Origin of the sequence: Streptomyces sp. BPTC-684 (assembly GCF_030028635.1) — a bacterium.
In the GTDB taxonomy this organism is placed as follows: Bacteria; Actinomycetota; Actinomycetes; order Streptomycetales; family Streptomycetaceae; genus Streptomyces; species Streptomyces noboritoensis.
In genome coordinates this window covers 159329-180178 of record NZ_CP124863.1, presented here as the reverse complement: position 1 = coordinate 180178, position 20850 = coordinate 159329, and the positions used below count along the sequence as shown (strand labels likewise).

At 73.3% G+C, this 20850-nt stretch carries 16 protein-coding genes; 13 read left to right on the top strand and 3 right to left on the bottom strand.

What is annotated here, in order from left to right; all coding sequences use genetic code 11:
* Position 1 precedes the first annotated feature (1 nt).
* From QIY60_RS00785 to QIY60_RS00740, 10 genes are read left to right on the top strand one after another with little or no spacing between them, the layout of a single operon-like run.
* Positions 2 to 1039, top strand: coding sequence for an MCE family protein (locus tag QIY60_RS00785; RefSeq protein WP_283140607.1), 1038 nt, complete (start codon positions 2 to 4; stop codon positions 1037 to 1039).
* A complete protein-coding gene (locus tag QIY60_RS00780; protein ID WP_283140606.1) occupies positions 1036 to 2181 on the top strand; it encodes an MCE family protein in 1146 nt (381 codons plus the stop codon). Before QIY60_RS00785 ends, QIY60_RS00780 begins: the two co-directional genes overlap by 4 nt.
* A complete protein-coding gene (locus QIY60_RS00775; protein WP_283140605.1) occupies positions 2178 to 3413 on the top strand; it encodes an MlaD family protein in 1236 nt (411 codons plus the stop codon). The genes QIY60_RS00780 and QIY60_RS00775 overlap by 4 nt, the downstream gene beginning before the upstream one ends.
* Before the next feature lie 4 nt (positions 3414 to 3417).
* Positions 3418 to 3921 (top strand): hypothetical protein, encoded by a 504-nt coding sequence (locus QIY60_RS00770; RefSeq protein ID WP_283140604.1) that lies wholly within the window; start codon positions 3418 to 3420, stop codon positions 3919 to 3921.
* A gap of 14 nt (positions 3922 to 3935) precedes the next feature.
* Positions 3936 to 4493, top strand: a complete 558-nt coding sequence (locus QIY60_RS00765) for a hypothetical protein (RefSeq protein ID WP_283140603.1) — start codon at positions 3936 to 3938, stop codon at positions 4491 to 4493.
* 27 nt (positions 4494 to 4520) lie between these two features.
* Positions 4521 to 5096 (top strand): hypothetical protein, encoded by a 576-nt coding sequence (locus QIY60_RS00760; RefSeq protein WP_283145774.1) that lies wholly within the window; start codon positions 4521 to 4523, stop codon positions 5094 to 5096.
* A gap of 14 nt (positions 5097 to 5110) precedes the next feature.
* Positions 5111 to 5809, top strand: a complete 699-nt coding sequence (locus tag QIY60_RS00755) for a nuclear transport factor 2 family protein (RefSeq protein ID WP_283140602.1) — start codon at positions 5111 to 5113, stop codon at positions 5807 to 5809.
* Between the two features lie 5 nt (positions 5810 to 5814).
* Positions 5815 to 6384: a hypothetical protein gene (locus QIY60_RS00750; RefSeq protein WP_283140601.1), complete on the top strand. Its 570-nt coding sequence runs from the start codon at positions 5815 to 5817 to the stop codon at positions 6382 to 6384.
* Positions 6374 to 7033, top strand: a complete 660-nt coding sequence (locus QIY60_RS00745) for a DUF5819 family protein (RefSeq protein WP_283140600.1) — start codon at positions 6374 to 6376, stop codon at positions 7031 to 7033. The genes QIY60_RS00750 and QIY60_RS00745 overlap by 11 nt, the downstream gene beginning before the upstream one ends.
* Positions 7030 to 8283, top strand: coding sequence for an HTTM domain-containing protein (locus QIY60_RS00740; protein WP_283140599.1), 1254 nt, complete (start codon positions 7030 to 7032; stop codon positions 8281 to 8283). The genes QIY60_RS00745 and QIY60_RS00740 overlap by 4 nt, the downstream gene beginning before the upstream one ends.
* Here QIY60_RS00740 and QIY60_RS00735 read toward each other — a convergent pair.
* A complete protein-coding gene (locus tag QIY60_RS00735) occupies positions 8255 to 9622 on the bottom strand; it encodes a DUF6801 domain-containing protein (protein ID WP_283140598.1) in 1368 nt (455 codons plus the stop codon). The genes QIY60_RS00740 and QIY60_RS00735 overlap by 29 nt on opposite strands.
* A 281-nt stretch (positions 9623 to 9903) precedes the next feature.
* Between QIY60_RS00735 and QIY60_RS00730 the strand changes: the two genes are divergently transcribed.
* Positions 9904 to 10914: a DUF6801 domain-containing protein gene (locus QIY60_RS00730; protein WP_283140597.1), complete on the top strand. Its 1011-nt coding sequence runs from the start codon at positions 9904 to 9906 to the stop codon at positions 10912 to 10914.
* A gap of 39 nt (positions 10915 to 10953) precedes the next feature.
* Here QIY60_RS00730 and QIY60_RS00725 read toward each other — a convergent pair whose 3' ends face one another.
* On the bottom strand, positions 10954 to 11946 hold the full coding sequence (locus QIY60_RS00725; RefSeq protein WP_283140596.1) for a DUF916 domain-containing protein: 993 nt from the start codon (positions 11944 to 11946) through the stop codon (positions 10954 to 10956).
* Positions 11947 to 12023: 77 nt separating this feature from the next.
* Positions 12024 to 13256: a DUF6801 domain-containing protein gene (locus QIY60_RS00720; RefSeq protein ID WP_283140595.1), complete on the bottom strand. Its 1233-nt coding sequence runs from the start codon at positions 13254 to 13256 to the stop codon at positions 12024 to 12026.
* 403 nt (positions 13257 to 13659) lie between these two features.
* Between QIY60_RS00720 and QIY60_RS00715 the strand changes: the two genes are divergently transcribed.
* Together QIY60_RS00715 and QIY60_RS00710 are read left to right on the top strand one after the other, a co-directional pair.
* On the top strand, positions 13660 to 14085 hold the full coding sequence (locus tag QIY60_RS00715; RefSeq protein WP_283146142.1) for a hypothetical protein: 426 nt from the start codon (positions 13660 to 13662) through the stop codon (positions 14083 to 14085).
* A 12-nt stretch (positions 14086 to 14097) separates the two neighbouring features.
* Positions 14098 to 20850, top strand: a complete 6753-nt coding sequence (locus tag QIY60_RS00710; protein WP_283140594.1) for a type I polyketide synthase — start codon at positions 14098 to 14100, stop codon at positions 20848 to 20850.

Genomic DNA, 20850 nt, shown 5'->3' with positions numbered 1-20850 from the left:
CTTGCGATTCACGCTGCCCCGGCCGCGCAAGCTCCTCGCGCTTGGCATCGCCTTCGCGCTGCTGGTCGCGGCCACCGTCTCGGCCGTCGCCGTGCGCGTCCTGGGCGACGACGGCGCCCTGCACATCACCGCGTACTTCGACCGGACGGTCGGTGTGCACGAAGGGTCGGACCTGCGCGTCCTGGGCGTACGCGTCGGCAGTGTCGGCCGTATCCGGCCCGAGGGCAGACAGGTGCGCGTCAGTCTGAGCGTCAGGAAGGGCGTACGGATTCCGCGGCTCGTGCAGGCGGTCGTCGTCGCCCCGAGCGTCGTCTCCGGCCGCTTCGTGCAGCTCAGCCCCGCCTACAGCGGCAGCGGACCGACCCTGCCGGACGGGGCGGTCATCCCGCGCGAGCGGACCGCGACCCCGATGGAGGTCGACGACCTGGCCAAGAGCGTGAGCGGCCTCGTCGAGGCGCTCGGCCCCGACGGCGCCAACAGGAAGGGCGCGCTCTCGGACCTCATCGACACCGGCGCCAAGAACCTCAAGGGCAACGGCGACGCCGTCGGCCGTACCGTCCAGCAGCTCGGCGGCGCCGCCAAAGTGCTCGGCGGATCCAGCGCCGACCTGGTCAGGACGGTGCGCCAACTCCAGTCGTTCGTCACGATGCTGAAGGAGAACGACGGCACGGTCCGCACCACCGAACAGCAGCTCGGCGACGTCACCACCTTCCTCGCGGGCGAGAAGGACGACCTCGCGGCCGCCCTGAGACAGCTCGGGACCGCCCTGGGCCAGGTGAAGACCTTCATCCGCGACAACCGGGGCAAGCTGAAGAAGGACGTCGACCGGCTCGCCACGCTCACCCAGTCGCTCGTCGACCAACGGGCCTCCCTGGGCGAGGCGTTGGACACGCTGCCGCTCGCCGCCTCCAACCTGGAGAACGCGTACGACCCGGCGACCCGCACCATCGACGGCCGCGCCGACCTCAACGAGCTCGGTCTGCTGCCGCTGCCCGCCGCCGAGACGTACGGGCGGAGCACGCCGGGGGCCGGGCGATGAGGCGCGCCGTCGCGCGGGGCGGGCTCGCGCTGTGCGCCGCGGCCGTCGTCACCGGGCTCGCGATGGTGCCGGGCGGGTTCGGTGTGCCGTCGTTCCACGGCATCGAGGACCTGCCGCTGCCCGGCGGCGCCGACCTCGGCAGCCATCCGTACCGGGTCACCGCCGTGTTCAAGGACGTGACCAGCCTCTTCCCGCAGTCGTCGGTCAAGGTCAACGACGTCGCGGTGGGCCGGGTCGAGAAGATCACGGTGAGCGGGGACGACTGGCTGGCCAGGGTGACCATGAAGGTCAACGGCAAGGTGCGCCTCCCCGCCGACGCCTACGCCAACCTGGAGCAGTCCAGCCTGCTCGGCGAGAAGTACGTCCAGCTCGTCGCACCCGGGGACCTGGCGTCGCGCCCCGACCTCAACGACACCTCGGGCCTGCGCAACGCCGCCGCGCGTGACGTCGGGCCGCTGGCGGACGGCGCGGTGATCCCGCTGGCGCGCACCAACCGCAACGCCGAGGTCGAGGAGGTCTTCGGCGCCCTGTCGATGCTGCTCAACGGCGGCGGGGTGCAGCAGATCAACACCATCACGCGCGAGCTGAACCGCGCCCTGGACGGCCGGCAGTCCTCGGCCCGTTCCGTACTCACCCGGATCTCCACCTTCGCCAAGGACCTCGACGCGCACCGCGGTGACATCACGGACGCGCTCGGCGCCCTCGACCGGCTGTCGTCCACCGTGGCCGCCCGGGATACCGAGGTCGGCACGGTACTGGACCGGCTCGGCCCCGGCCTCAAGGTGCTCCGGGACCAGCGCGGCTCGCTCGTCACCATGCTGAAGTCCCTGGACACGCTGTCGACGGCGGCCGTCGGCACGGTCGAGCGCACCCGGGCCGACATCGTCGCCGACCTGCGGGCGCTCGCGCCCACCCTGAAGGGCCTGGCCGACGCGGGCCGGAACCTGCCCGCCTCGCTCCAGGTGCTGATGACGTACCCGTTCACCGACGAGGTGCTCACCGGCGTCAAGGGCGACTACCTCAACGTCTATCTCAAGGTCGCCGCGGCCCCCGGCACCGTGGTCCTCCCCGCGCACGGCGGATCCGCGCCGCCCGGGGGCGCGCTGCCGCTGCCGTCCGTCGGGGGAGGCGGTGCCCGGTGATCACCCTCGGCACGCACCTCAAGAACCTCGCCTTCCTGCTGCTCGGGGCGCTGGTGCTCGGCTACATCGCGGTGACGTACGCGGACCTGGGCCGCTTCGTCGGCGCGCCGGGCTCGTACACCGTACGCGTCCAACTCGCCGAGACCGGCGGCCTGTTCACCGGATCCGACGTCACCTACCGGGGCGTCGACGTCGGCCGGGTCCGCAGTATCGCGCTGACCCGCGACGGCGTGGAGGCGCGCCTCGCCATCGACGACGGCACTCCGCCGATCCCCGCCGACCTGGACGCGAAGGTGGCCGGTCTTTCGGCGGTGGGCGAGCAGTACCTCGACCTCGCGCCCCGCACCGACAAGGGGCCCTACCTCCACGACGGCGACACGGTCGCCCGCGAGGACACCAGCACGCCCGCCCCGATCACCCGACTCCTCACCGGAGTCGACTCCTTGGCGGCGTCGGTGCCGACCGACGAGCTGCGCACGGCCGTCGACGAGCTCGGCAAGGCGTTCGCCAACCAGGGCTCCAACCTCCAGGTGCTCCTGGACGCGGGCAGCCAGTTCCTCAACGCCGCCGACCAGGCGCTGCCCGCCACCAGCAAACTGCTCGCCGACGGGGAGACCGTGCTGAAGACCCAGGCCGACAGCACCCGGGCCCTCACCTCCTTCGCCACCGGCGCCCGGCAGCTCGCCCGGCAGCTGAAGGACTCCGACTCCGACCTCCGCCGCGTCATCGACGAAACCCCGGGCACGGCCGACGAGTTCACCGCGCTGCTGCGCGACACCGACCCCGGTCTGAGCGTGCTTCTGGCCAACCTCACCACCACCTCCGAGCTCCTGGTCACCCGCCAGCGCGGCACCGAGGAGCTGATGGTGCGGCTGCCCCGGGTGGCGGCCGCGGGTTCCACCGCCGTCGGGCCGGGCGGAGTGGACTTCGGCATGGTCACCACCTTCTTCAAGCCACTGCCCTGCACGACGGGCTACGAGGGCACCCCCTACCGCAACGGCCTCGACACCTCCGGGAGTACGCACGTGAACACCTCGGCGCGCTGCACCGCCCCGGCCGCGAGCGGCCAGAACGTCCGCGGCTCGGGCAACGCGCCCAAGGGGCCGCTGCCCACCCCGGCCGTACCGGGCTCGCTGTCCGGCTCCGGCGGGGGAGTCGGCGTGCTGGGCGCGCCCTCCGTACCGCCGCAGAGCCCGACGAGCCTCGCCGGTCTGCTGGGACTGGGGGAGTGACGGTATGAGGCGTCGGCGGCTGGTTCCGGTCCTGGGGCTCGTGCTCGCCCTGGCCCTGTGCGGTGTGTCCGGATGGTCGTACGCACGGGCCCGGGGCGACGGCGATCTGGCGTACGCGCAGAGCCGCGACGCGGCGCTCGCCGCCGGGCGCCGCCACATCGCCCGGCTGAACTCCTTCGACGCCCGCGACGTCGACACGGGCCTGGCCGCGTGGCTCGACGCGACGACCGGCCCGCTCCGGGACGAGCTGCGCACGACCCGCGCCAAGAGCGCCCAAGTCCTCAAGGAGCAGGGCGCCACGGCCCGCGCCGAGGTCACCGACGCGGCCGTCACCGAACTCGACGACCGGTCCGGCACGGCCCGGCTGATCGCGACCGTACGGATCGAGGCCCAGCCGCGCACGGGCGCCACGACCACCGACCGCAAACGCTTCGAGGCGGGCCTCACGCGCACCGGCGGCGGCTGGAAGCTCACCTCCCTGACCGCCGTCGCGGTCGGGACGGGCTGAAGGGAGGGGACACCATGACCGCGATCGAAGAGAGGGGCACCACGGCCCGCGCCACCGGGGAACCGGCCGCCCGCGAACGCCTGCGCCGCTTCCTGCTGCCGCTGCTCATCGCGGCCCTGGTGGCGGTGAGCGGCGTCCTCCTGCTGCTCGCCGGGCAGGCGAAGCACTCCCCGGCCGCCGCCAACCGCGCGCTGACCGACCGTACGGCGACCGACGAGGTGCTCGACGAGGTGGGTGCGGCGGTGAGCCGCGTGTTCAGCTACGGGCCGCAGACCCTGACCCGCACCCGCGCCGACGCCCACGCGCTGCTGCGGGGACAGGCGGCGAAGGAGTACGAAGCGCTCTTCGCGCAGGTCCAACAGCGCGTAACAGAGCAGGAGTTGACGCTCACCACGCGAGTCGCCCGCGCCGGGGTCGCCCGGCTCACCGGCACCCGCGCGGAGCTGCTGCTCTTCCTCGACCAGACCAGTGTGCGGCGCGGCGCCAAGGCGACCACGGTGGCCGCGCAGCTCTCGGTGACCGCCGGGCGCGACGGCGGGCGCTGGCGGATCACAGCGATCGAGGCCCGCTAGGGCCAGAGGGGAGGTGCCATGGCACGGATGACACCGACGGTGCGCAGACGGCCGTCACGTACCGCGGCGACCGGGCTCGCGGCCGCGCTGGCCTGCGCGTTCGCCGTCTGGACGGGCGGATCCTGGTACGCGGTCGCGCACGACGAGCGGGCCGCGTTCGCCCGCACCAGGGACGAGGTGCTCCAGGCGGGCGAGCAGGGCGTGCAGAACATGAACACCCTCGACCACGGCGACCTGGCGCACGGCCTCGACCTCTGGGAGGAGTCGGCCACCGGCGACCTGCTCAAGGAACTCAAGGACAGCAGGAAGCAGTTCGCGCAGCAGGTCGAGAGCGCCGGGACCACGACCACCGCAAAGGTGCTCTCCGGCGCGGTCACCGAACTCGACGAACGGGCGGGCCGGGCACGGGTGATGGTCGCGATCCGGATCACCGTCGTCGCGGCGGACCGCAGGAGCAGCACCAAGGACAGCCGGATGCTCGGCGAACTGACCCGCACCCCGGCGGGCTGGAAGCTCAGCCGACTGGGCCAGGCACCGGTCGGCGACGCGGCCGGTCCGACCGCCACCCCGTCCGGCGGTACGCCCACCCCCAGCGGCAGCTGACCCGGAGGCCCGCGATGTCGACCACCCGCCACCTCGTCAACCGGCAGCGCCGCCTGGCCGCGGCGCGCCCGCCCGCGCCACGGCCGACCGATCCCGAGCAACGCCGGACGCCCCCGTTCCGCCACGCCGCACCCGCCGCCCGCCGGAAACCCGCGTCCGCCCGCCCTGCCAGGAGTCTCCCGCCCTGGCCGCTGGTGCTCGCCGCCCTGACCGTGCTGCTCGCCGCGTTCTCCGTCCTCGCGTACGTCCAGAGCGGGCACAGGGACACCGCCGGGAGCAACACCGCACTGGCCGACACCGCCCGTACCAGCGAGGTCAAGGGCGTCGTCGACGAGGCCGTGCAGGGCATCTTCTCGTACGACCACACCGACCCGGCCAGGACCGAGGCGGCGGCCGCGCGCCGGCTCACCGGTGCGGCCGTCGCGCAGTACCGGACCTTGATGGGGCCGGTCCGCGAACAGGGGCCGCAGCAGAAGCTCGTGCTGACCACCACCGTCACCGACAGCGGCGTCGAGGTCATCGACGGCGACCGCGCCCGGGTCCTGGTCTTCGCCGACCAGAGCAGCACCCGCACCGGCAAGGGCGGCGGCACCACCGTCGCCGCCGCGATGTTCGCGGTCGACGCGGTCCGCCAGGACGGCACCTGGCGGATCGCCGCCCTCGACACCTTCCGGCGCGCCCCCGGCACCCCGACCGACCAGGGCAAGGAGTGAGAGCCGTGCTTCCTCGACAGGTGAACCGGACCGCGGTGCTGCTCGCCGCCGTCGCCCTGGCGGCCGCCGCGTGCGGCTCCTCGGCGCAGCCGCCGCCGGAGGTGGACTGGGCGGGCGGAGTCTGCGCGCACCTGGCGGACAGCGGGGCCGGGCTCGCGGTGCCCACGGTCGACAAGACACAGCCGGTGCGGGCCAAGGGGCAGATGGTCACCTTCCTCACCGCGCTCTCCCAGCGGCTCGGGGCGCTGCGCGCGGACATGCAGCAGGACGGGGCGCCGCCGGTCGACGGCGGCGCGGCCGCCTTCGGCACGGCCCTGGACCATCTGGACAAGGCCCGTACGTCGGTGGGCGACGCGGTCGCCACGCTCTCCAAGGCCGAGGTCACCGACCAGAAGTCGCTGAAGTCGGCGCTGGACGCGGCGGGTTCGTCCCTGAAGGCGGTGAGCGCGTACAAGGGCCCCGCCGACGACCTGCGGGCGGATCCGAAGCTGCGGAAGGCGTTCGACGACAACCCGGACTGCGCCGCGGCCGTCACCGCGGCCGGGGGCGGACGGGGGCCGGGCGATGGATCCTGAACCCGAACGCCACGAGAGCCTGCGGGAGCTGTCGCGGGGGCAGCGGCTGGCCGTCGTCGCCGCCGCGGCCGCCGTCGCCGCGGGCCTGCTCGTCCACACCGGCGCCACCTTCCTGCACCTCGCGCCGCGCAACGCGGCCACCGACGCCATCGGTGACACCGTCAACTCCTATATGGCGCCCGAGTTCTCGCAGAGCTGGCAGCTCTTCGCGCCCGACATCACCCGGACCATGACGGCGGTCGGCGCCCGCGTCGAACTGCGCGCTGCGGACGGCACCACCCGGACCGGCCCCTGGCGCGACCTCACCGCACAGGACCTGGCCGAGCTGCGCGGCAACCCGCTGCCGAGCCGGATCCGCCAGCAACTCGCCACCGCCTGGAGCACGATGCTCGCCTCGCACGACGCCCAGCAGCGGCCCGTCGGCCCGGTCGGCCTCGACAGCGAGCAGTACCTCAAACGCCTCGCCCTGTCCCGGATGCCCGCCACCCCGCGCGGCGCGCGCATCGAACGGATCCAGTTCCGCTCCACCGACACCACCGTCCCGCCCCCGCCGTGGAAGACGGGCGCCACCCGCACCGCCCCGGTGGTGCGCACCTATCCGTGGTGGCCGGTGGGCCCCGACGACTTCGCCCAGGGGCGTACGTCATGAAGCCACAACCAGCCGTCGAGAGCGGCGAGTCGAGGCTCGACCGGGTGCTCGGGCGGGCGTGCGACGCGCGCGTGTGGGCCCATCAGAGCGCGGCGGTACGGATCGGCATGGCCGGGGTCTGGCTGCTGCTCCTCGTCCACGAGTTCTGGCGGCGCGAGCGGATCTGGGGGCCGGACGCCCCGTGGAGCTGGCGGCTCGCGGAGCACTCGCTCGACCGGAGCCATGCGTTCAGCGTGCTGCGCTGGTCGAGCGGCGAGCTGTGGTTCGAGGTCTTCTACGTGCTCTCGGCGGCCGTCGCGGTGGCGCTCCTGCTCGGCTGGCGCACCCGGACGACCTCCCTGCTGTTCCTCATCAGCGTGCTCTCCCTCGACCACCGCAACGAGAACGCGCTCAACGCGGGCGACACCATCTTCCGCATCACCGCCGTCTACCTCGTCTTCACCCGGTGCGCCCAGGTGTGGTCACTGGACGCGCGCCGGCGCGGGCGCGCCCCGGACACGCGCGACCGCACGGGCGTGGTGCTGTGGTCCGTCTGCGGCCTGGTCCTCGCCTGGGCGACGCTGCTCGCGCTGCTCACCGGCGGCTGGGCGCTGCTGCTGTGGGGCTGCTGGGCGGGCCAGGCGCTGTGGCGCGGGCTGCGCGGCCGTCCGGGAGCGCGCCGCACCCTGGAGCTGATCGGCCATCTGCTGCACAACGGCGCGGTGGCGATGATGATGATCCAGCTGTGCCTGCTGTACGGGTCGGCCGGCTGGTACAAGATCCAGGGCGCGCCCTGGCAGGACGGCACCGCCGTGTACTGGTCGGCCGGGCTCGACTGGCTGGAACCGTACCCCGAGCTCTCGCACGCCCTCTCCTCGCACGCGCTGACCGTGCTCGCGCTGACGTACGGAACCGTGCTCGTCCAGGTCGCCTTCCCGTTCAGCCTCCTCGACCGGCGGGTCAAGAACGTCCTGCTCGCGCTGCTGTTCGCCGAGCACATCGGCATCGGGCTGCTGCTCGGGCTGCCGTACTTCTCGCTCTCGATGATCGCGGCCGACCTGGTGTTCCTGCCGACCGGGTTCCTGGTGGCGGCGGGGGAGCGGGTCGTCGGACTGCGGCGGCGTCTGACCGGTGGGACGGGTGCCGGTGGGGCGGGTGGCGGACGACCGGCCCCCGACGCCCGGGGCGCGGAGGCCGGTCTGGCGGCCCGCTCGGAGGAACGCTCGGAGGAAGGGAAAGGGGTCACCCCTTCTTGGCGAGCGTCATGGTGATCGTGTTGCCCGGGCCCGAGGTGAAGGCACTGAGGATGTCGTTGAACGCGCCGCAGCCCTTGAGGGGCGGCAGGGTGTACGTGCCCTTGAGCTTGCCGCCGCCGAGCGGGTCGAACCTGCCGTCCGAGGTGAGGCCGACGTCGGCGGGGGTGCCGGTCTTGCAGTCCGCGCCGCCGCCCAGCGGGATGCCGAAGACGGCGATCTCGGGGAGCTTCACGTACATGCTGGACTTGGCGGTGAGGTCACCGGCGGTGTTGAGCGTGCCGTTCGTCCGGCCCACCTGCTGGAACTCGATCTTCGCGGTCGCGGGGAGGAAACCGAGGATCGAGAACTTGCCCGAGGTGGGGTTCAGCGTCAGATCGGCGTTGTACGTGCCCGAGGCGAGGTCGAAGTCGGCCTCGATGCCACCGGCCAGCGCGGCGGTCCCGTTCGCGGCCTTGATGGTCGAGCTTCCGGTGAGGCCGTAGCTCAGGTGGATGGGCGGGTTGGGGTTGGTGGGGTTGGTCGGATTGGTGGGGTTCGTTGGGTTCGTTGGGTTCGTTGGGTTCGTGGGATTGGTGGGGCTAGTTGGGTTGGTCGGGCTTGTTGGGTTGGTGGGGTTCGTTGGATTGGTGGGGCTGGTCGGGTTCGTAGGGTTGGTCGGATTCGTGGGGTTGGTTGGGTTGGTTGGATTGGTTGGGCTCGTGGGGTTCGTCGGGTTGTTGTCCACGACCTTGAAGCGGTGCAGGGTCTTGTCCGTCGACGTCAGGGTGCACGCGGCGTCGAACGTGTCCTTGCCCGTGACCAGTTGGACCGGCTTGCCGTTGGCGTCCCGCGCGATCATGTCGTGCAGCGAGATGTTGTTGACGTCGATGCTGCCGTCACCGGTCTTGTCGAAGGTCAGCGAGGGCGCGTTGCCCTTGGCGACGACGGTGAAGTCGGAGGGCGGGCTGGGGATGTTGCCCTTGGCCACGTCGTTCTCGACCTTGATCCCGGAGAGCGGCCCGGACGGGGTGTTCACCGTGACGTCGGCGGTGGCCTTGCCCTCCAGGGTCTTGGCGCCGACCAGCCCCAGGCCCTGCGCGGCCCGCGAGCTCACCAGGGTCTCGGACGTGATCTCGAAGGCCGGGGTCGCCCGGCCCTTCTGGATCTCGTCCGGGATGTCGGCCGTGATGGTGATTTTGATCGGGTCGGCGTTGATCAGGGGGAAGACGCAGGAGTACTCCTGCTTCAGCTTGGCCGGTACCGCCGCTGCCGTGCCGGCGGCGGTGACCGACACCGTGGTGGCGACCACGCCGATGGCGGCGGTGACGGCCAGGGTGGACAGCGCTCCCTTGGTCCGCTTTCTCTGAATTCCCATGAGCTGCCTCTCGCTGTGGTGAAACCATCGTGTTTCGGATCGGAAACTACTGAGCGGTAAGGTAGGGGTCAAGGGTAAATTCAGTACCGAACAGCCAGGAAATTGTGAATTGGCAGCCATTGATGAATCGGGCGGTCTTTTTTCGTCGTCCCGTGCACATTCCTCGCGCCATAGGGATGTGATTCGGACGTACTGGCGGCGGGCGTGAAAAGACCGTTGACCGCCCTCCCCGACCTCACTACTTTCCTTGGGGTATGGGAGTTCCTAAAAGCAGAACCAGGGTGAAATGCGCGCTCGGTGGCTCGGCGGCCCTCGCGCTGGCGGGCGGCGCGCTCCTCTCGTACGGGGTCGGCAGCGCGGCCGCCGTGGAGGCCCGGCTTTCACAGACGTACGAGTGCAAGTTCCCGCTGATCGGGGCGGATCCGCTGAAGGTGGCGATCACCGCCGAACTGCCCGCCTCGGTTCCCGTGAACACCCAGACGGGCGCGATACGGATCGACGCGCTGTCCACGGTGAGCGCGCGGGCGGCGCAGGGCCTCGGGCTCGTGGGCGCGAAGAGCGTGGAGGGGGTCGCCTCGGCGAGCGCCACGGTGAACCTGCCGGGCGGCGATCAGCTCGACGTGGGCCTCGACACCACCGTGGCGAAGGCCGATGTGCCCAGTCCCGCCAGGGATTTCGACGTCAAGGCGTCCGGCGCGGCCCCGTCGCTCTCCTTCCGCAGACCCGGCGCGGCCACTATTGACGTCAACGCCCTCACGCTGAAGCTGACGGCCCGGGATGCGGCGGGCAAGGTCGTCCAACTTCCGCCCTATGGCGACGTGTTCGAGGCACCCTGCGCGCTCAAGCCCGCCGACCAGAACAAGACGCTCCACCGGTTCACCATCACCGGCGCCGACCCGACGGGCCCGACCCCCACCGGCCCGACCCCCTCCGGCCCCTCGCCGACCGGCTCCGCGACGGCCGGGCCGGGGCCGACGGGGCCATCCCCGACCGGCCCGAGCCCGACGGGCCCCGGCGGCACCCCCGGCCCCACCGGAACCCCCGGCCCCGGCTCGTCCGCCCCGCCGCCCGGCACGACCGGCGGCACCTCGACCGGCGCCTCCGGCAACACCGACCTCGTCACCCACGTCAACGGCCCCGGCTCCGGCGGCGGCGGCAGCCTCGCGGGCACCGGCGCCGCCGCCGCGGGCTGGCTGCTCACCGGCGCCGGAGTGCTCGGCGCGGCGGGCATCGCCGCCCTCCACTACGCGCCGCGCCGCATCCGGGGCGAGGGCGACGACGGGACCGCGTAAGACGACGACACCGCATGAGCCGTACGCGTACGGCCGAAGTCACCCGACGACCTGCCCGGTCCGCCCGGCCGCCCGGCGGCGCAGCACCAGCCACACCACCCCACCGGCCAGGACGAGTCCGGCGAGGGCGACGACCGTCCAGTTCACCGTGGCGTAGCCGACCTCGGCGCTCTCGACCAGGTTGCCCGCCGTGTCGCTGGCGGTCACCTCCACGTTCCCCCAGTCCACGAGCGGCGGCCCGACCCACTTCTGGGTCACCTCGACGCGCTGGCCCGGCAGCAGTTCGGCGGGCAGCCGCCGCCCCGGGGGCTCGAAGGAGGTGTGCCCGAACACCCCTTTCGCCCGCAGCGTCACCTGCGGCGAAAGCATCACGTTGCCGCTGTTGACCAGCGCGTACGAGATGGTCGCGGCACGTTTCGCCCCCGGCACGAGCGGCGCGGTGTAACGGAACCTCACGTCGTCGATGCGCAGCCCCTGCACGCGGGCGCCGTTCACCTTCAGATAGACACGGGCCCCGACGGCCTGCTGGACCGCGACCCCGTTGCCGTCGGCGCGGCCCAGATGGGTGTCGAGGGCGACGATCGCCCCCGGATGGTCGCCCGGCTCGGCGCCCTTCGGCACGGTGAGCGTGAACGGGACGGTGACCTCGCCGCCGCCGGGAACGGTCACCTCGGTGCGGTCAAGCCGCGTCCAGGCTCCGACGCCGGTCATCCGCTCGCCCTTGTTCCGCACGGCGAAACCGCCGTCGCGCGGCGTGTTGTAGCCGTCCGTTCCGTACAACTGGAAGGTCGCCGTCCGGGCGTCGAGGTTCTTCACGGTCACCTTGTCGCGCACGGTCGCGCCCCGGTCGGCGGTCATCCGGAAGTACGCCCGGGTCGGTGTGTTCGGCGCGCCCTGGTGCACCGGGAAGACCGACCAGCGGCCGTTGTCGGCGGCCTGCGCGGGAAGCGCGGGCAGCGCGGCGACCGCCGCGAGCAGCCCGAGGACGGCGAGGAGCGGCGCCCGCCGCCGCGAAGTGCTGCGCTTGCTCATACGGGTTCCCCCCTGGGAGCTCGTGGGGACGGAAGCGGGCCGGTCGCGGGGTGCGACCGGCCCGGGGGAGGCGCGACTCACGTCAGGGTGAGCGTGAGTACGGCCTTGTAGTCGCCCGCGGCGGTCGTCGCGGGGATGTTGAGGGACAGTGCGCTGTCCACGGTGAACTGGCCGCCGGTGGCGGCCGCGTCGGGTGCCCCGGCCAGGGTGGCGCCGACGGTTCCGACGGGGCCCTCGGTCCCTGCCACGCAGTTGCTCTTGGAGCCGGGGGACGTCGCGCACGCGGGCTTCCAGCTGAGCTTGTCCGCGCCGATCGCACCGGCCGTACCGGTGAAGTCGGTGACCTTGCCGGTCAGCGACCAGCCGGTGGCGCCGTTGCGGCCGTCCTTGACGGTGACGGTCTGGAGATTGCCGCTGGAGACGCCGCCCAGGCCCTGGTTCACGGCGGAGAGGGCCACGCTGTCACCGGGCTGGCTCATGGAGAGCGTGCCGGCCGCGGCCTTCACCTGGGTGCTCAGGTTCTGCTGAGCGGTGGAACCGGAGGGGGCGGTGGGGTTGGTGGGGCTAGTCGGGTTGGTCGGGTTCGTAGGGTTGGTCGGGTTCGTAGGGTTGGTGGGATTCGTTGGGTTGGTCGGGTCAGTCGGGTTCGTGGGATTCGTGGGGTTCGTGGGGTTCTTCGGCACGATCTTGAAGCTCGCGAGGACCTTGTCCGTCGACTTCAGCGTGCACGGGGCGTCGAACGTGTCCTTGCCCGTGACCAGTTGGATCGGCTTGCCGTTGGCGTCGCGCACGATCATGTCGTGCAGACCGATCCCGTTCACCTCGATGCGTGCGTCGCCCACCGTGTTGAAGGTGAGCGAGGGCGCGTTGCCCTTGGCGTTGACCGTGAAGTCGGCCGGCGGGCTGGGGATGTTGGTCTTCTCGACCGTGTTCTCGACGCCGATTCCGGAGAGCGGCCCGTCCGGCGTGTATACCGTGACGGTCGCCGTCGCCTTGCCCTCCAGCGTCTTTCCGCCGACCAGTCCGAGCCCTTGTGCCGCCCGTGAACTCACCTTCGTGGCCGTGTTGACCGCGAAGGCGGGCGACGCCGTGCCCACTTCGATCTCGGTCGGTATCTCGGCCGTGATGGTCGCCTCGATCGGGTCGCTGCCGATCAGCGGAAATACGCAGTCGTACTGCTGGACGAGCTTCGCCGGGGCCGCCTGCGCGGTTCCGGCGCCCGCGAATCCGAGCAGCGCCGCGACGACACCGCCGGCGGCGGCGACGGCCAGGACGGATCTCGTCCCGGACTTTCTCTGCTGAGCTCCCATGAGCTACCTCTTGTGTGTTGTACGGACAGTGCGGAACTGGCGCGAACACTCGCCCGCGAAAGGGCGTGAGGCTAGGTGAAGGGCGGAAAGTTCCGCGTTTCGGATGCGTAAACTACTTGCGAGTAGGGGGACGGTCAAGGCACGGGATATGCAAGGGTGGCGGAGGCCCCGGTGGCTCCTGTTTCTTGTCACCGCGGTGAGTGCGGCCGTGCCCTTTCTTGTCTCCGCCGTACACATGCTCACCGGCGTGACAAATCCCGGAATGGAAATGAAATAAATACAAAGAAGAAATGAAATTCCGGAAGCGGTGAGGAATGATCCGTATCGGGCGCCGGTCTCGCCGGGTGATCCCGCGCCGCCATCGGCCGCTCGGGCGCGATTGCAATATGACGGTGTGTCAGATATGACGGAACGCCAGGGAAGGTGGGGAGTCCATGGGGAAGCCGGGACGGCCGGGGACGGTGCGGCGGGGCGCGAGGCGCCCTGGCAGCCGCTCCCCGCGATCGGTAAGGTCGGCCCCGGCCGAGCGGCAGCCGGCCGCGTCGACCCGCAAGGCACCACGCTCGCCCCGGTCCTCCCCGTCGGGCGGCGCCGTCGAGAGTCCCCGCCCCACCACGCGACCCCGCCCCACCGCAAGTCCCGGCAGCGGTACGAGTACCGACACCCGTACAAGTCCCCGTATCAGCGCACCTCCCGGCAGTGGTACGAGCTCCACGAGCGGCCCGGCGCCGCAGGGCGGCCCACCCCCCGGCCGTCCGGCGGGCCCGCCGCCCCCGAGCCTGCGGAGCTCACCGCTGCCGCCACCCCCCTCGCAGCTCCATCGGTCTGATTCGGAGTGTTCATGACGCCCGTAGCGCCGAACCCTGAACTTGTCATCGGATTGAGCCCGTTGGGCCTGCCCGACCCGCGTCCGGTCGCCGCGGTCCGCCGGGCCGGCGGACTCGGAGTGCTGGATCTCGGGGCGGGCGACCGCCGCGCCAGAGAGGCGCTCGCCCGCGTACGGCGCTGGACGGCGGACGCCTTCGGCGTCCGGGTCGGGCCGTCCTGTGCCCTGACGCCCGAGGAGGTGGCCGAGGAGTGCGGCGGCGCCCTCCCGCCCGTGGTGCTGCTCGCCGCCGACGCCGACTGGAAAATCAGCCAACTGGCCGACGAATGCAGGGTATTGGCGGAGGTCGGGGACCGGGACGAGGCGCGCCGGGCCGCCGCGGACGGCGCGTACGGGCTCGTGGCGCGCGGCAGCGAGTGCGGCGGTCGCGGTGGCGACCTCAGCACCTTCGTCCTCCTCCAGGCGCTGCTCGCCGACCCGGCGTACGACCTGCCCGTGTGGGCCTGCGGGGGCATCGGCCCGCGTACGGCGGCGGCCGCCGTGGTCGGCGGCGCGGCCGGGGTCGTCCTCGACACCCAGCTGGCCCTGCTCGCCGAGTCCGGGATCGCCGACGAGGCGGCGGCCGCGCTGCGCACGGCGGACGGGTCCGGGACGAGCGTCGTCGACGGCGTCCGGGCGCTGCGGAACGCCCGCACGGGCCTCCAACTCCCCGTCGGCCAGGACGGGTTCCTCGCCGCCCGGTTCGCCGAGCGGTGGGGCACCGTGGCCGGTGCCGTACGCGGGGTGCGCGAGGCGATCGCGGCCGCAGTGGGCGACCCGGCCGTGGCGCGGACCCTGGCGGCGGGTTCCGCGATGGCGGACGCGCTCGGCACCCGGCTGCCGGTCGTGCAGGGACCGATGACCCGGGTCAGCGACCGGGCGGGCTTCGCGGCGGCCGTGGCGCGCGAAGGGGCGCTGCCGATGCTGGCGCTCGCCCTGTCCGACGGCGAACAGAGCCGCGCCCTCCTCGAACGGACCCGCGGCGAACTGGGTGAACGGCCCTGGGGCGTGGGCATCCTCGGCTTCGCCGACAGCCGCATCAGGGCGGAACAGCTCGCGGCCGTACGAGCCGTCCGGCCCACGCACGCGATCATCGCCGGGGGGCGGCCGTCCCAGGCGGCCGACCTGGAGGCGGCCGGAATCAAGACGTTCCTGCACGTGCCCTCGGCCACGCTGCTCGAACAGTTCATTGACATGGGCATGCGTAAGTTTGTCTTCGAAGGCGCCGAATGCGGCGGACACGTCGGACCGCGCAACAGCTTTCCGCTCTGGGAAGCGCAGTTGGCGGTGGTCGAGGAGTACGTGGCGCGCGCGCCCGGCACCGCGGGCGACTTCCAGGTGCTGCTCGCGGGCGGCATCCACGACGAGCGCTCCTCGGCCATGGCCGCCGCGCTCACCGCCCCGCTCGCCGCGCGCGGCGTCGCGGTCGGCGTCCTGATGGGTACGGCGTACCTCTTCACGGCCGAGGCGGTCGAATCCGGCGCGATCCAGCCGGTGTTCCAGCGCCAGGTGATCGCCGCCGGGGCCACCGCGCTCCTGGAGAGCGCCCCGGGCCACGCCACCCGCTGCGTCGCCAGCCCGTACACCGCCCACTACGCGGCCGCCCGCGCGCGCCTGCACGCCGACGGCACCCCCGACCGTCAGGCGTGGGAGGAGCTGGAGCGGCTGAACATCGGGCGGCTGCGGATCGCCAGCAAGGGCGTCGAGCGCGAGGGCGGCGAGCTGCGGCCCGTCTCCGAGCAACGCCAGCTGGACGCCGGGATGTTCATGGCCGGGGAGGTGGCCGTGCTGCGCTCGGCGGCCACGACCGTCGGCGCGCTGCACGACGCCGTGAGCCGGGGCGCCGCCGCCTTCGCCGAGCGGCGCGCGGCCGAACTGCGCGAAGCCCTCGGCGCGGCCGACGACGTCGTCGAGGATCCTGCCGCGCAGCCGCTCGACATCGCTGTCGTGGGCATGGCCTGCATGTTTCCGCAGGCCCCCGATCTGGCGACGTACTGGGCGAACGTCGTCGGCGGCGTCGACGCGGTCACCGAAGTCCCCGCCGACCGCTGGGACCCGGAGATCTACCACGACGCCACGGGCGAGCGCGCCGGTACGACCGCGTCGCGGTGGGGAGGCTTCCTGCCGCCGATCCCCTTCGACCCGTTCGCGTACGGCATCCCGCCCGCCTCGCTCGGCAGCATCGAACCCGTACAACTGCTCGCCCTCGAAGCGGCCCGGCGGGCGCTGGAGGACGCCGGGTACGGCGACCGGCCCTTCGACCGCTCCCGTACGTCCGTGGTGTTCGGGGCCGAGTCCGGCAGCGACCTGTCCGGCGCGACCACCTTGCGCACGGTCCTGCCCGCCTATCTGGGGGAGGTGCCGCCCGCCGTCGAGGAGCAGTTGCCGAAGCTCACCGAGGACTCCTTCCCCGGCATGCTCGCCAACGTCATCGCGGGCCGGATCGCCAACCGCCTCGACCTCGGCGGCGCCAACTACACGGTCGACGCGGCCTGCGCCTCCTCGCTCGCCGCGCTCGACGTGGCCTGCAAGGAACTCGCCTCCGGCACCAGCGAGATGGTGCTCTGCGGCGGCGCCGACCTGCACAACGGCATCAACGACTACCTGCTGTTCTCGTCGGTGCGCGCCCTCTCCCCGACCGGCCGCTCCCGTACGTTCGACTCCTGCGCCGACGGCACCGTGCTCGGCGAGGGCGTGGCCTGCGTCGCGCTGAAGCGACTGGCCGACGCCGAGCGGGACGGCGACCGCGTCTACGCCGTGGTCAAGGGCATCGGCAGCGCGAGCGACGGCCGCTCCCTCGGGCTCACCGCGCCCCGGCCCGAGGGCCAGCGGGCCGCGCTGGAACGGGCCTACCGGGCGGCCGGGATCTCACCCGCCCGCGTCGGCCTGGTCGAGGCGCACGGCACCGGGACCGTGGTCGGCGACCGCACCGAACTGGCCACACTGACCGCCGTGTTCACCGAGTCGGGCGCGGCCCCGGGCGGCTGCGCCCTCGGCTCGGTCAAGTCCCAGCTGGGCCACACCAAGTGCGCGGCGGGCCTGGCGGGTCTGATCAAGGCGGCGATGGCCCTGCACACCGGCATCACCCCGCCCACGCTCCACCTCCAGGAGCCGAACGCGGCCTGGGACCCCGCCACCAGCCCGTTCGCCTTCCACGCCGAGGCCCGGCCGTGGGCGGCCCCGGTGGCCGAACGGATCGCCGGGGTCAGCGCGTTCGGCTTCGGCGGCACCAACTTCCACGCGGTGCTCACCGCCCACGACGCGGACGCGCCACCGGCCCAGGGGTACGAGGAGTGGCCCGTCGAACTGTTCCTGTTCCGGGGCGCCGACACGGCGGCGGCCGGACGGGAGGCGGAGTGGCTGCTGGGCGAGCTGGGCGCGGGGTTTCGGCTGCGGGACGCCGCCCTGGTGGCGGCCCGGCGAGCCGAGACGCGGCCGGGCCCGGTGCGGATCGCGGTCGTCGCGGAGAGCGTGGACGAACTGCGCGGGCTCCTGCGGAAGGCGGGGGACGGGGAGCGGGGGCGGGGGGTGTATCTGGCCGACGGGGCCGGGTCCGGCGGGCTTGCGAGTGACCGGCCCGGGTCCGGTGACCTCGGAGCCGACCCGAAGGTCGCCTTCCTCTTCCCCGGTCAGGGCAGCCAGCGCCCCGGCATGCTCGCCGAGCTGCTCGTCGCGTTCCCGGAGGCCGCGCACCTGGTGCGGCAGGGCGGGGCGTACGCCCATGCGCTCTATCCGCCGAAGGCCTTCGACCAGGGTGCGGCCGACCGCCAGCAGGAGGCATTGAAGGACACGCGAATGGCCCAACCAGCCCTGGGTATCGTCGGGCTGACGGTGAGTCATGTACTGGAATGGGCAGGCGTACGGCCCGACATGGCGGGCGGGCACTCCTACGGGGAACTGGTGGCACTGGCCGCCGCCGGAGCCCTCACCCCCGACGCGCTGCTCGACCTCAGCGCCCGCCGGGCCGAGTCGATCCTGGACTCGCTCGGGGAGGACCCCGGCACCATGGCGGCGGTCGCGGCCGCCCCCGCCGACGTGGAGCGCGTCCTCGCCGGGGCGGGGCTGACCGGCCGGGTCGTGGCCGCCAACCACAACGGCCCCCGCCAGACCATCGTCTCCGGCCCCACCGCCCTGGTGGACGAGGCGATGGAGCACCTCCGGGGCGCGGGACACGGCGTGCGGCGCATCCCGGTCGCCTGCGCCTTCCACAGCCCGCTGGTCGCGGGCGCGGGCGAACGGTTCGCCCCGGCCCTGGCCCGGCACCCGGTCAGGGCGCCGGAGTTCCCGGTCTGGAGCAACCGGACGGCCGCCGCCTATCCGGCCCGGCCCGCTGGCGTACGCGCCGAACTGGCCGCGCAGATCGGGTCCCCGGTGCGCTTCGCCGAGCAGGTCGAGGCGATGTACGCGGCGGGGGCGCGGGTCTTCGTCGAGGCGGGCCCGGGCACGGTGCTGACCGGCCTCGTCGGCCAGATCCTGGGCGACCGGCCGCACCTGGCGGTCGCCTGCGAGCCCCGCCCCGGCGCCGGGCTGCGCGGCCTGCTGGAGTCGCTGGCGCGGCTGGCGGTCGCGGGTGTGCCGGTACGCGCCGGGCGGCTCCTCCACGGCCGGGGCGCGGTGACGGCGCGGCCGGAGCCGCCCGGCTGGACCGTGGACGGCCACCTGGTCCGCACCCGCTCCGGCGACCTGCTGCCCGGAGCCCTGCAACCGGCCCGACGGGTCAGTCTGGAGACGAACACGATGACGCGCGACAGCCCCTCCCAGCACGAACTCATCGCGGACTTCCTGCGCACGACGCGCGAGTTGGTCGCGGCCCAACGAGACGTCCTGCTCACGCACTTGGGGGCGACGGGCGGTGTCGCATCCCCACCACCGGTCCCTCCTCGTACGGACGCCGCTCCGCAGGCCGTGCCCCCGGCCGTGGTCGAGGAGACGCCACGTCCGGTCGTCGTCGACATCGAGCAGGCCGTGCTCACCGTCATCAGCGAGCGCACCGGCTATCCGGCCGACATGATCGAACCCGATCTGGACCTCGAAGCGGACCTGAGCATCGACTCCATCAAGCGCACCGAGATCGTCGGTGAACTGGCCCGCCACCTCGCGGGGACCCGCACCTTCGACGACGCGGAGATGGAGGAGCTGTCCCGGGCCCGGACGGTCGCCGCGATCACGGAGTGGATCACCGGGCACGAGACCCCGGCCGCGCCCGAGTCCGAGCCCCCGATCGCCGAACCCGAGCCCGTCCACGGCGTCGCCCCGCACCGCTTCCTCCTTGAGGAGATGCCCCTCGACGTGCCCGCCGCACCACCGGACGCCGACCTCAACGGCAGGCGCTTCGCCCTGCTCGGGGGCGGTGCGACCGCCGAGGAGCTGGCGGCCCGGCTGAGGGACCGGGGTGCGGAGGCCGTCGCGTACGACACGGACCGGCGGCTCGACCCGGCCGACGGCCCCCTCGACGGGGTCTTCCACCTGGGGGCCGTCGTCCCCGCGGCCCCCTCCGACGGCGGCGGGGCGCTGCTCCCCGGAGCCTTCGAGGTCTTCCGGGCCGCACTGCGTCTCGAACCCAGGTGGCTGATCTGCGGCAGGACCGCGCCCGGCGCCGGAGAGGACGCGGGGGCGGGGCTGCACGGGCTGTTCCGGACCATCGGGCGGGAGTACGGCGACGTCGCCGCCCGCGTCGTCGACCTGGACCCGGCGGCCACGGCCGCGCGGCGGGCCGACTTCCTGCTGGCCGAGCTGTACGCCGAGGACCGCGCCCCCGTCGTGGTGCGCACCGACGCCGGGCGGTACGGGTACGCGCTGGTGGAGCGCGCCCTAGGCGGTCTGGCGCGGACCGGCGCCGGGCCCGCCGGGGACGGGGCCGCCGAAGCGGCGGCGCTCGGGCTCGACCGGGACTCCGTCGTCGTGCTCGCCGGAGGCGCGCGCGGGATCACCGCCGACTTCGCCCTGGCGCTCGCGGCGGCCTCCCACTGCCGGATCGAGCTCCTCGGCAGGACCCCGCTGCCCGCCGGGCCCGAGGACCCGGAGCTCGCGGGCGCCGCCGACGCGGCCGCGCTGCGGACGCTGCTCGCCGCCCGGGGCGAGCTCGCCCCCGCCGCGATCGAGCGCGAGGTCAGGAACGTCCTCGCGGGCCGTGAAGTCACCCACACCCTGGACCGGTTGGGGCGCCTCGGCAGCCCCGCCGCGTACCGCGTCGCCGACATGTGCGACGGCGGGGCCGTGGCGCAGGCCGTCAAGGAGATCCAGGCGGAGCACGGGCGCATCGACGTGGTGGTGTACGCGGCGGGCGTGATCGAGGACCGGCTCATCGAGGAGAAGGACCCCGAGTCGTTCCGGCGGGTGTACGCGACGAAGGCGGACGGCGCCCGCGCGCTGCTCGACGCCGCGTCCCAGCTGCCCCACGGCCCCGGGACGGCCGTGCTGTTCGGCAGCGTCTCCGCCGTGCTCGGCAATCGGGGGCAGAGCGACTACGCCGCCGCCAACGACGCGCTCGCGGGCCTCGGCGAGCGGTGGGCGCGGCGCACCGGGCGGCGGGCGCTGACCGTGCACTGGGGGCCGTGGGCGCCGTCCGGGGTGCACGGCGGCATGGTCACCCCGCACCTCGCCCGCGAGTACGCCCGGCGCGGCGTGTCCCTCATCGACCGCGAGGAGGGGGCGCTCGCCCTGCTGCGGGAGCTGGCCTGGGGCGACGCGTCGACCACGTCCGTGGTCTACACGGCGTCGGGTTGGTGA

What these genes read in the sequence shown, in the direction of transcription:
- QIY60_RS00780 (WP_283140606.1), top strand. Translation starts at nt 1,036, where the DNA reads ATGAGGCGCGCCGTCGCGCGGGGCGGGCTCGCGCTGTGCGCCGCGGCC.
- QIY60_RS00770 (WP_283140604.1), top strand. Translation starts at nt 3,418, where the DNA reads ATGAGGCGTCGGCGGCTGGTTCCGGTCCTGGGGCTCGTGCTCGCCCTG.
- QIY60_RS00765 (WP_283140603.1), top strand. Translation starts at nt 3,936, where the DNA reads ATGACCGCGATCGAAGAGAGGGGCACCACGGCCCGCGCCACCGGGGAA.
- QIY60_RS00760 (WP_283145774.1), top strand. Translation starts at nt 4,521, where the DNA reads ATGACACCGACGGTGCGCAGACGGCCGTCACGTACCGCGGCGACCGGG.
- QIY60_RS00755 (WP_283140602.1), top strand. Translation starts at nt 5,111, where the DNA reads ATGTCGACCACCCGCCACCTCGTCAACCGGCAGCGCCGCCTGGCCGCG.
- QIY60_RS00745 (WP_283140600.1), top strand. Translation starts at nt 6,374, where the DNA reads ATGGATCCTGAACCCGAACGCCACGAGAGCCTGCGGGAGCTGTCGCGG.
- QIY60_RS00740 (WP_283140599.1), top strand. Translation starts at nt 7,030, where the DNA reads ATGAAGCCACAACCAGCCGTCGAGAGCGGCGAGTCGAGGCTCGACCGG.
- QIY60_RS00735 (WP_283140598.1), bottom strand. Translation starts at nt 9,622, where the DNA reads ATGGGAATTCAGAGAAAGCGGACCAAGGGAGCGCTGTCCACCCTGGCC.
- QIY60_RS00725 (WP_283140596.1), bottom strand. Translation starts at nt 11,946, where the DNA reads ATGAGCAAGCGCAGCACTTCGCGGCGGCGGGCGCCGCTCCTCGCCGTC.
- QIY60_RS00720 (WP_283140595.1), bottom strand. Translation starts at nt 13,256, where the DNA reads ATGGGAGCTCAGCAGAGAAAGTCCGGGACGAGATCCGTCCTGGCCGTC.
- QIY60_RS00715 (WP_283146142.1), top strand. Translation starts at nt 13,660, where the DNA reads ATGACGGAACGCCAGGGAAGGTGGGGAGTCCATGGGGAAGCCGGGACG.
- QIY60_RS00710 (WP_283140594.1), top strand. Translation starts at nt 14,098, where the DNA reads ATGACGCCCGTAGCGCCGAACCCTGAACTTGTCATCGGATTGAGCCCG.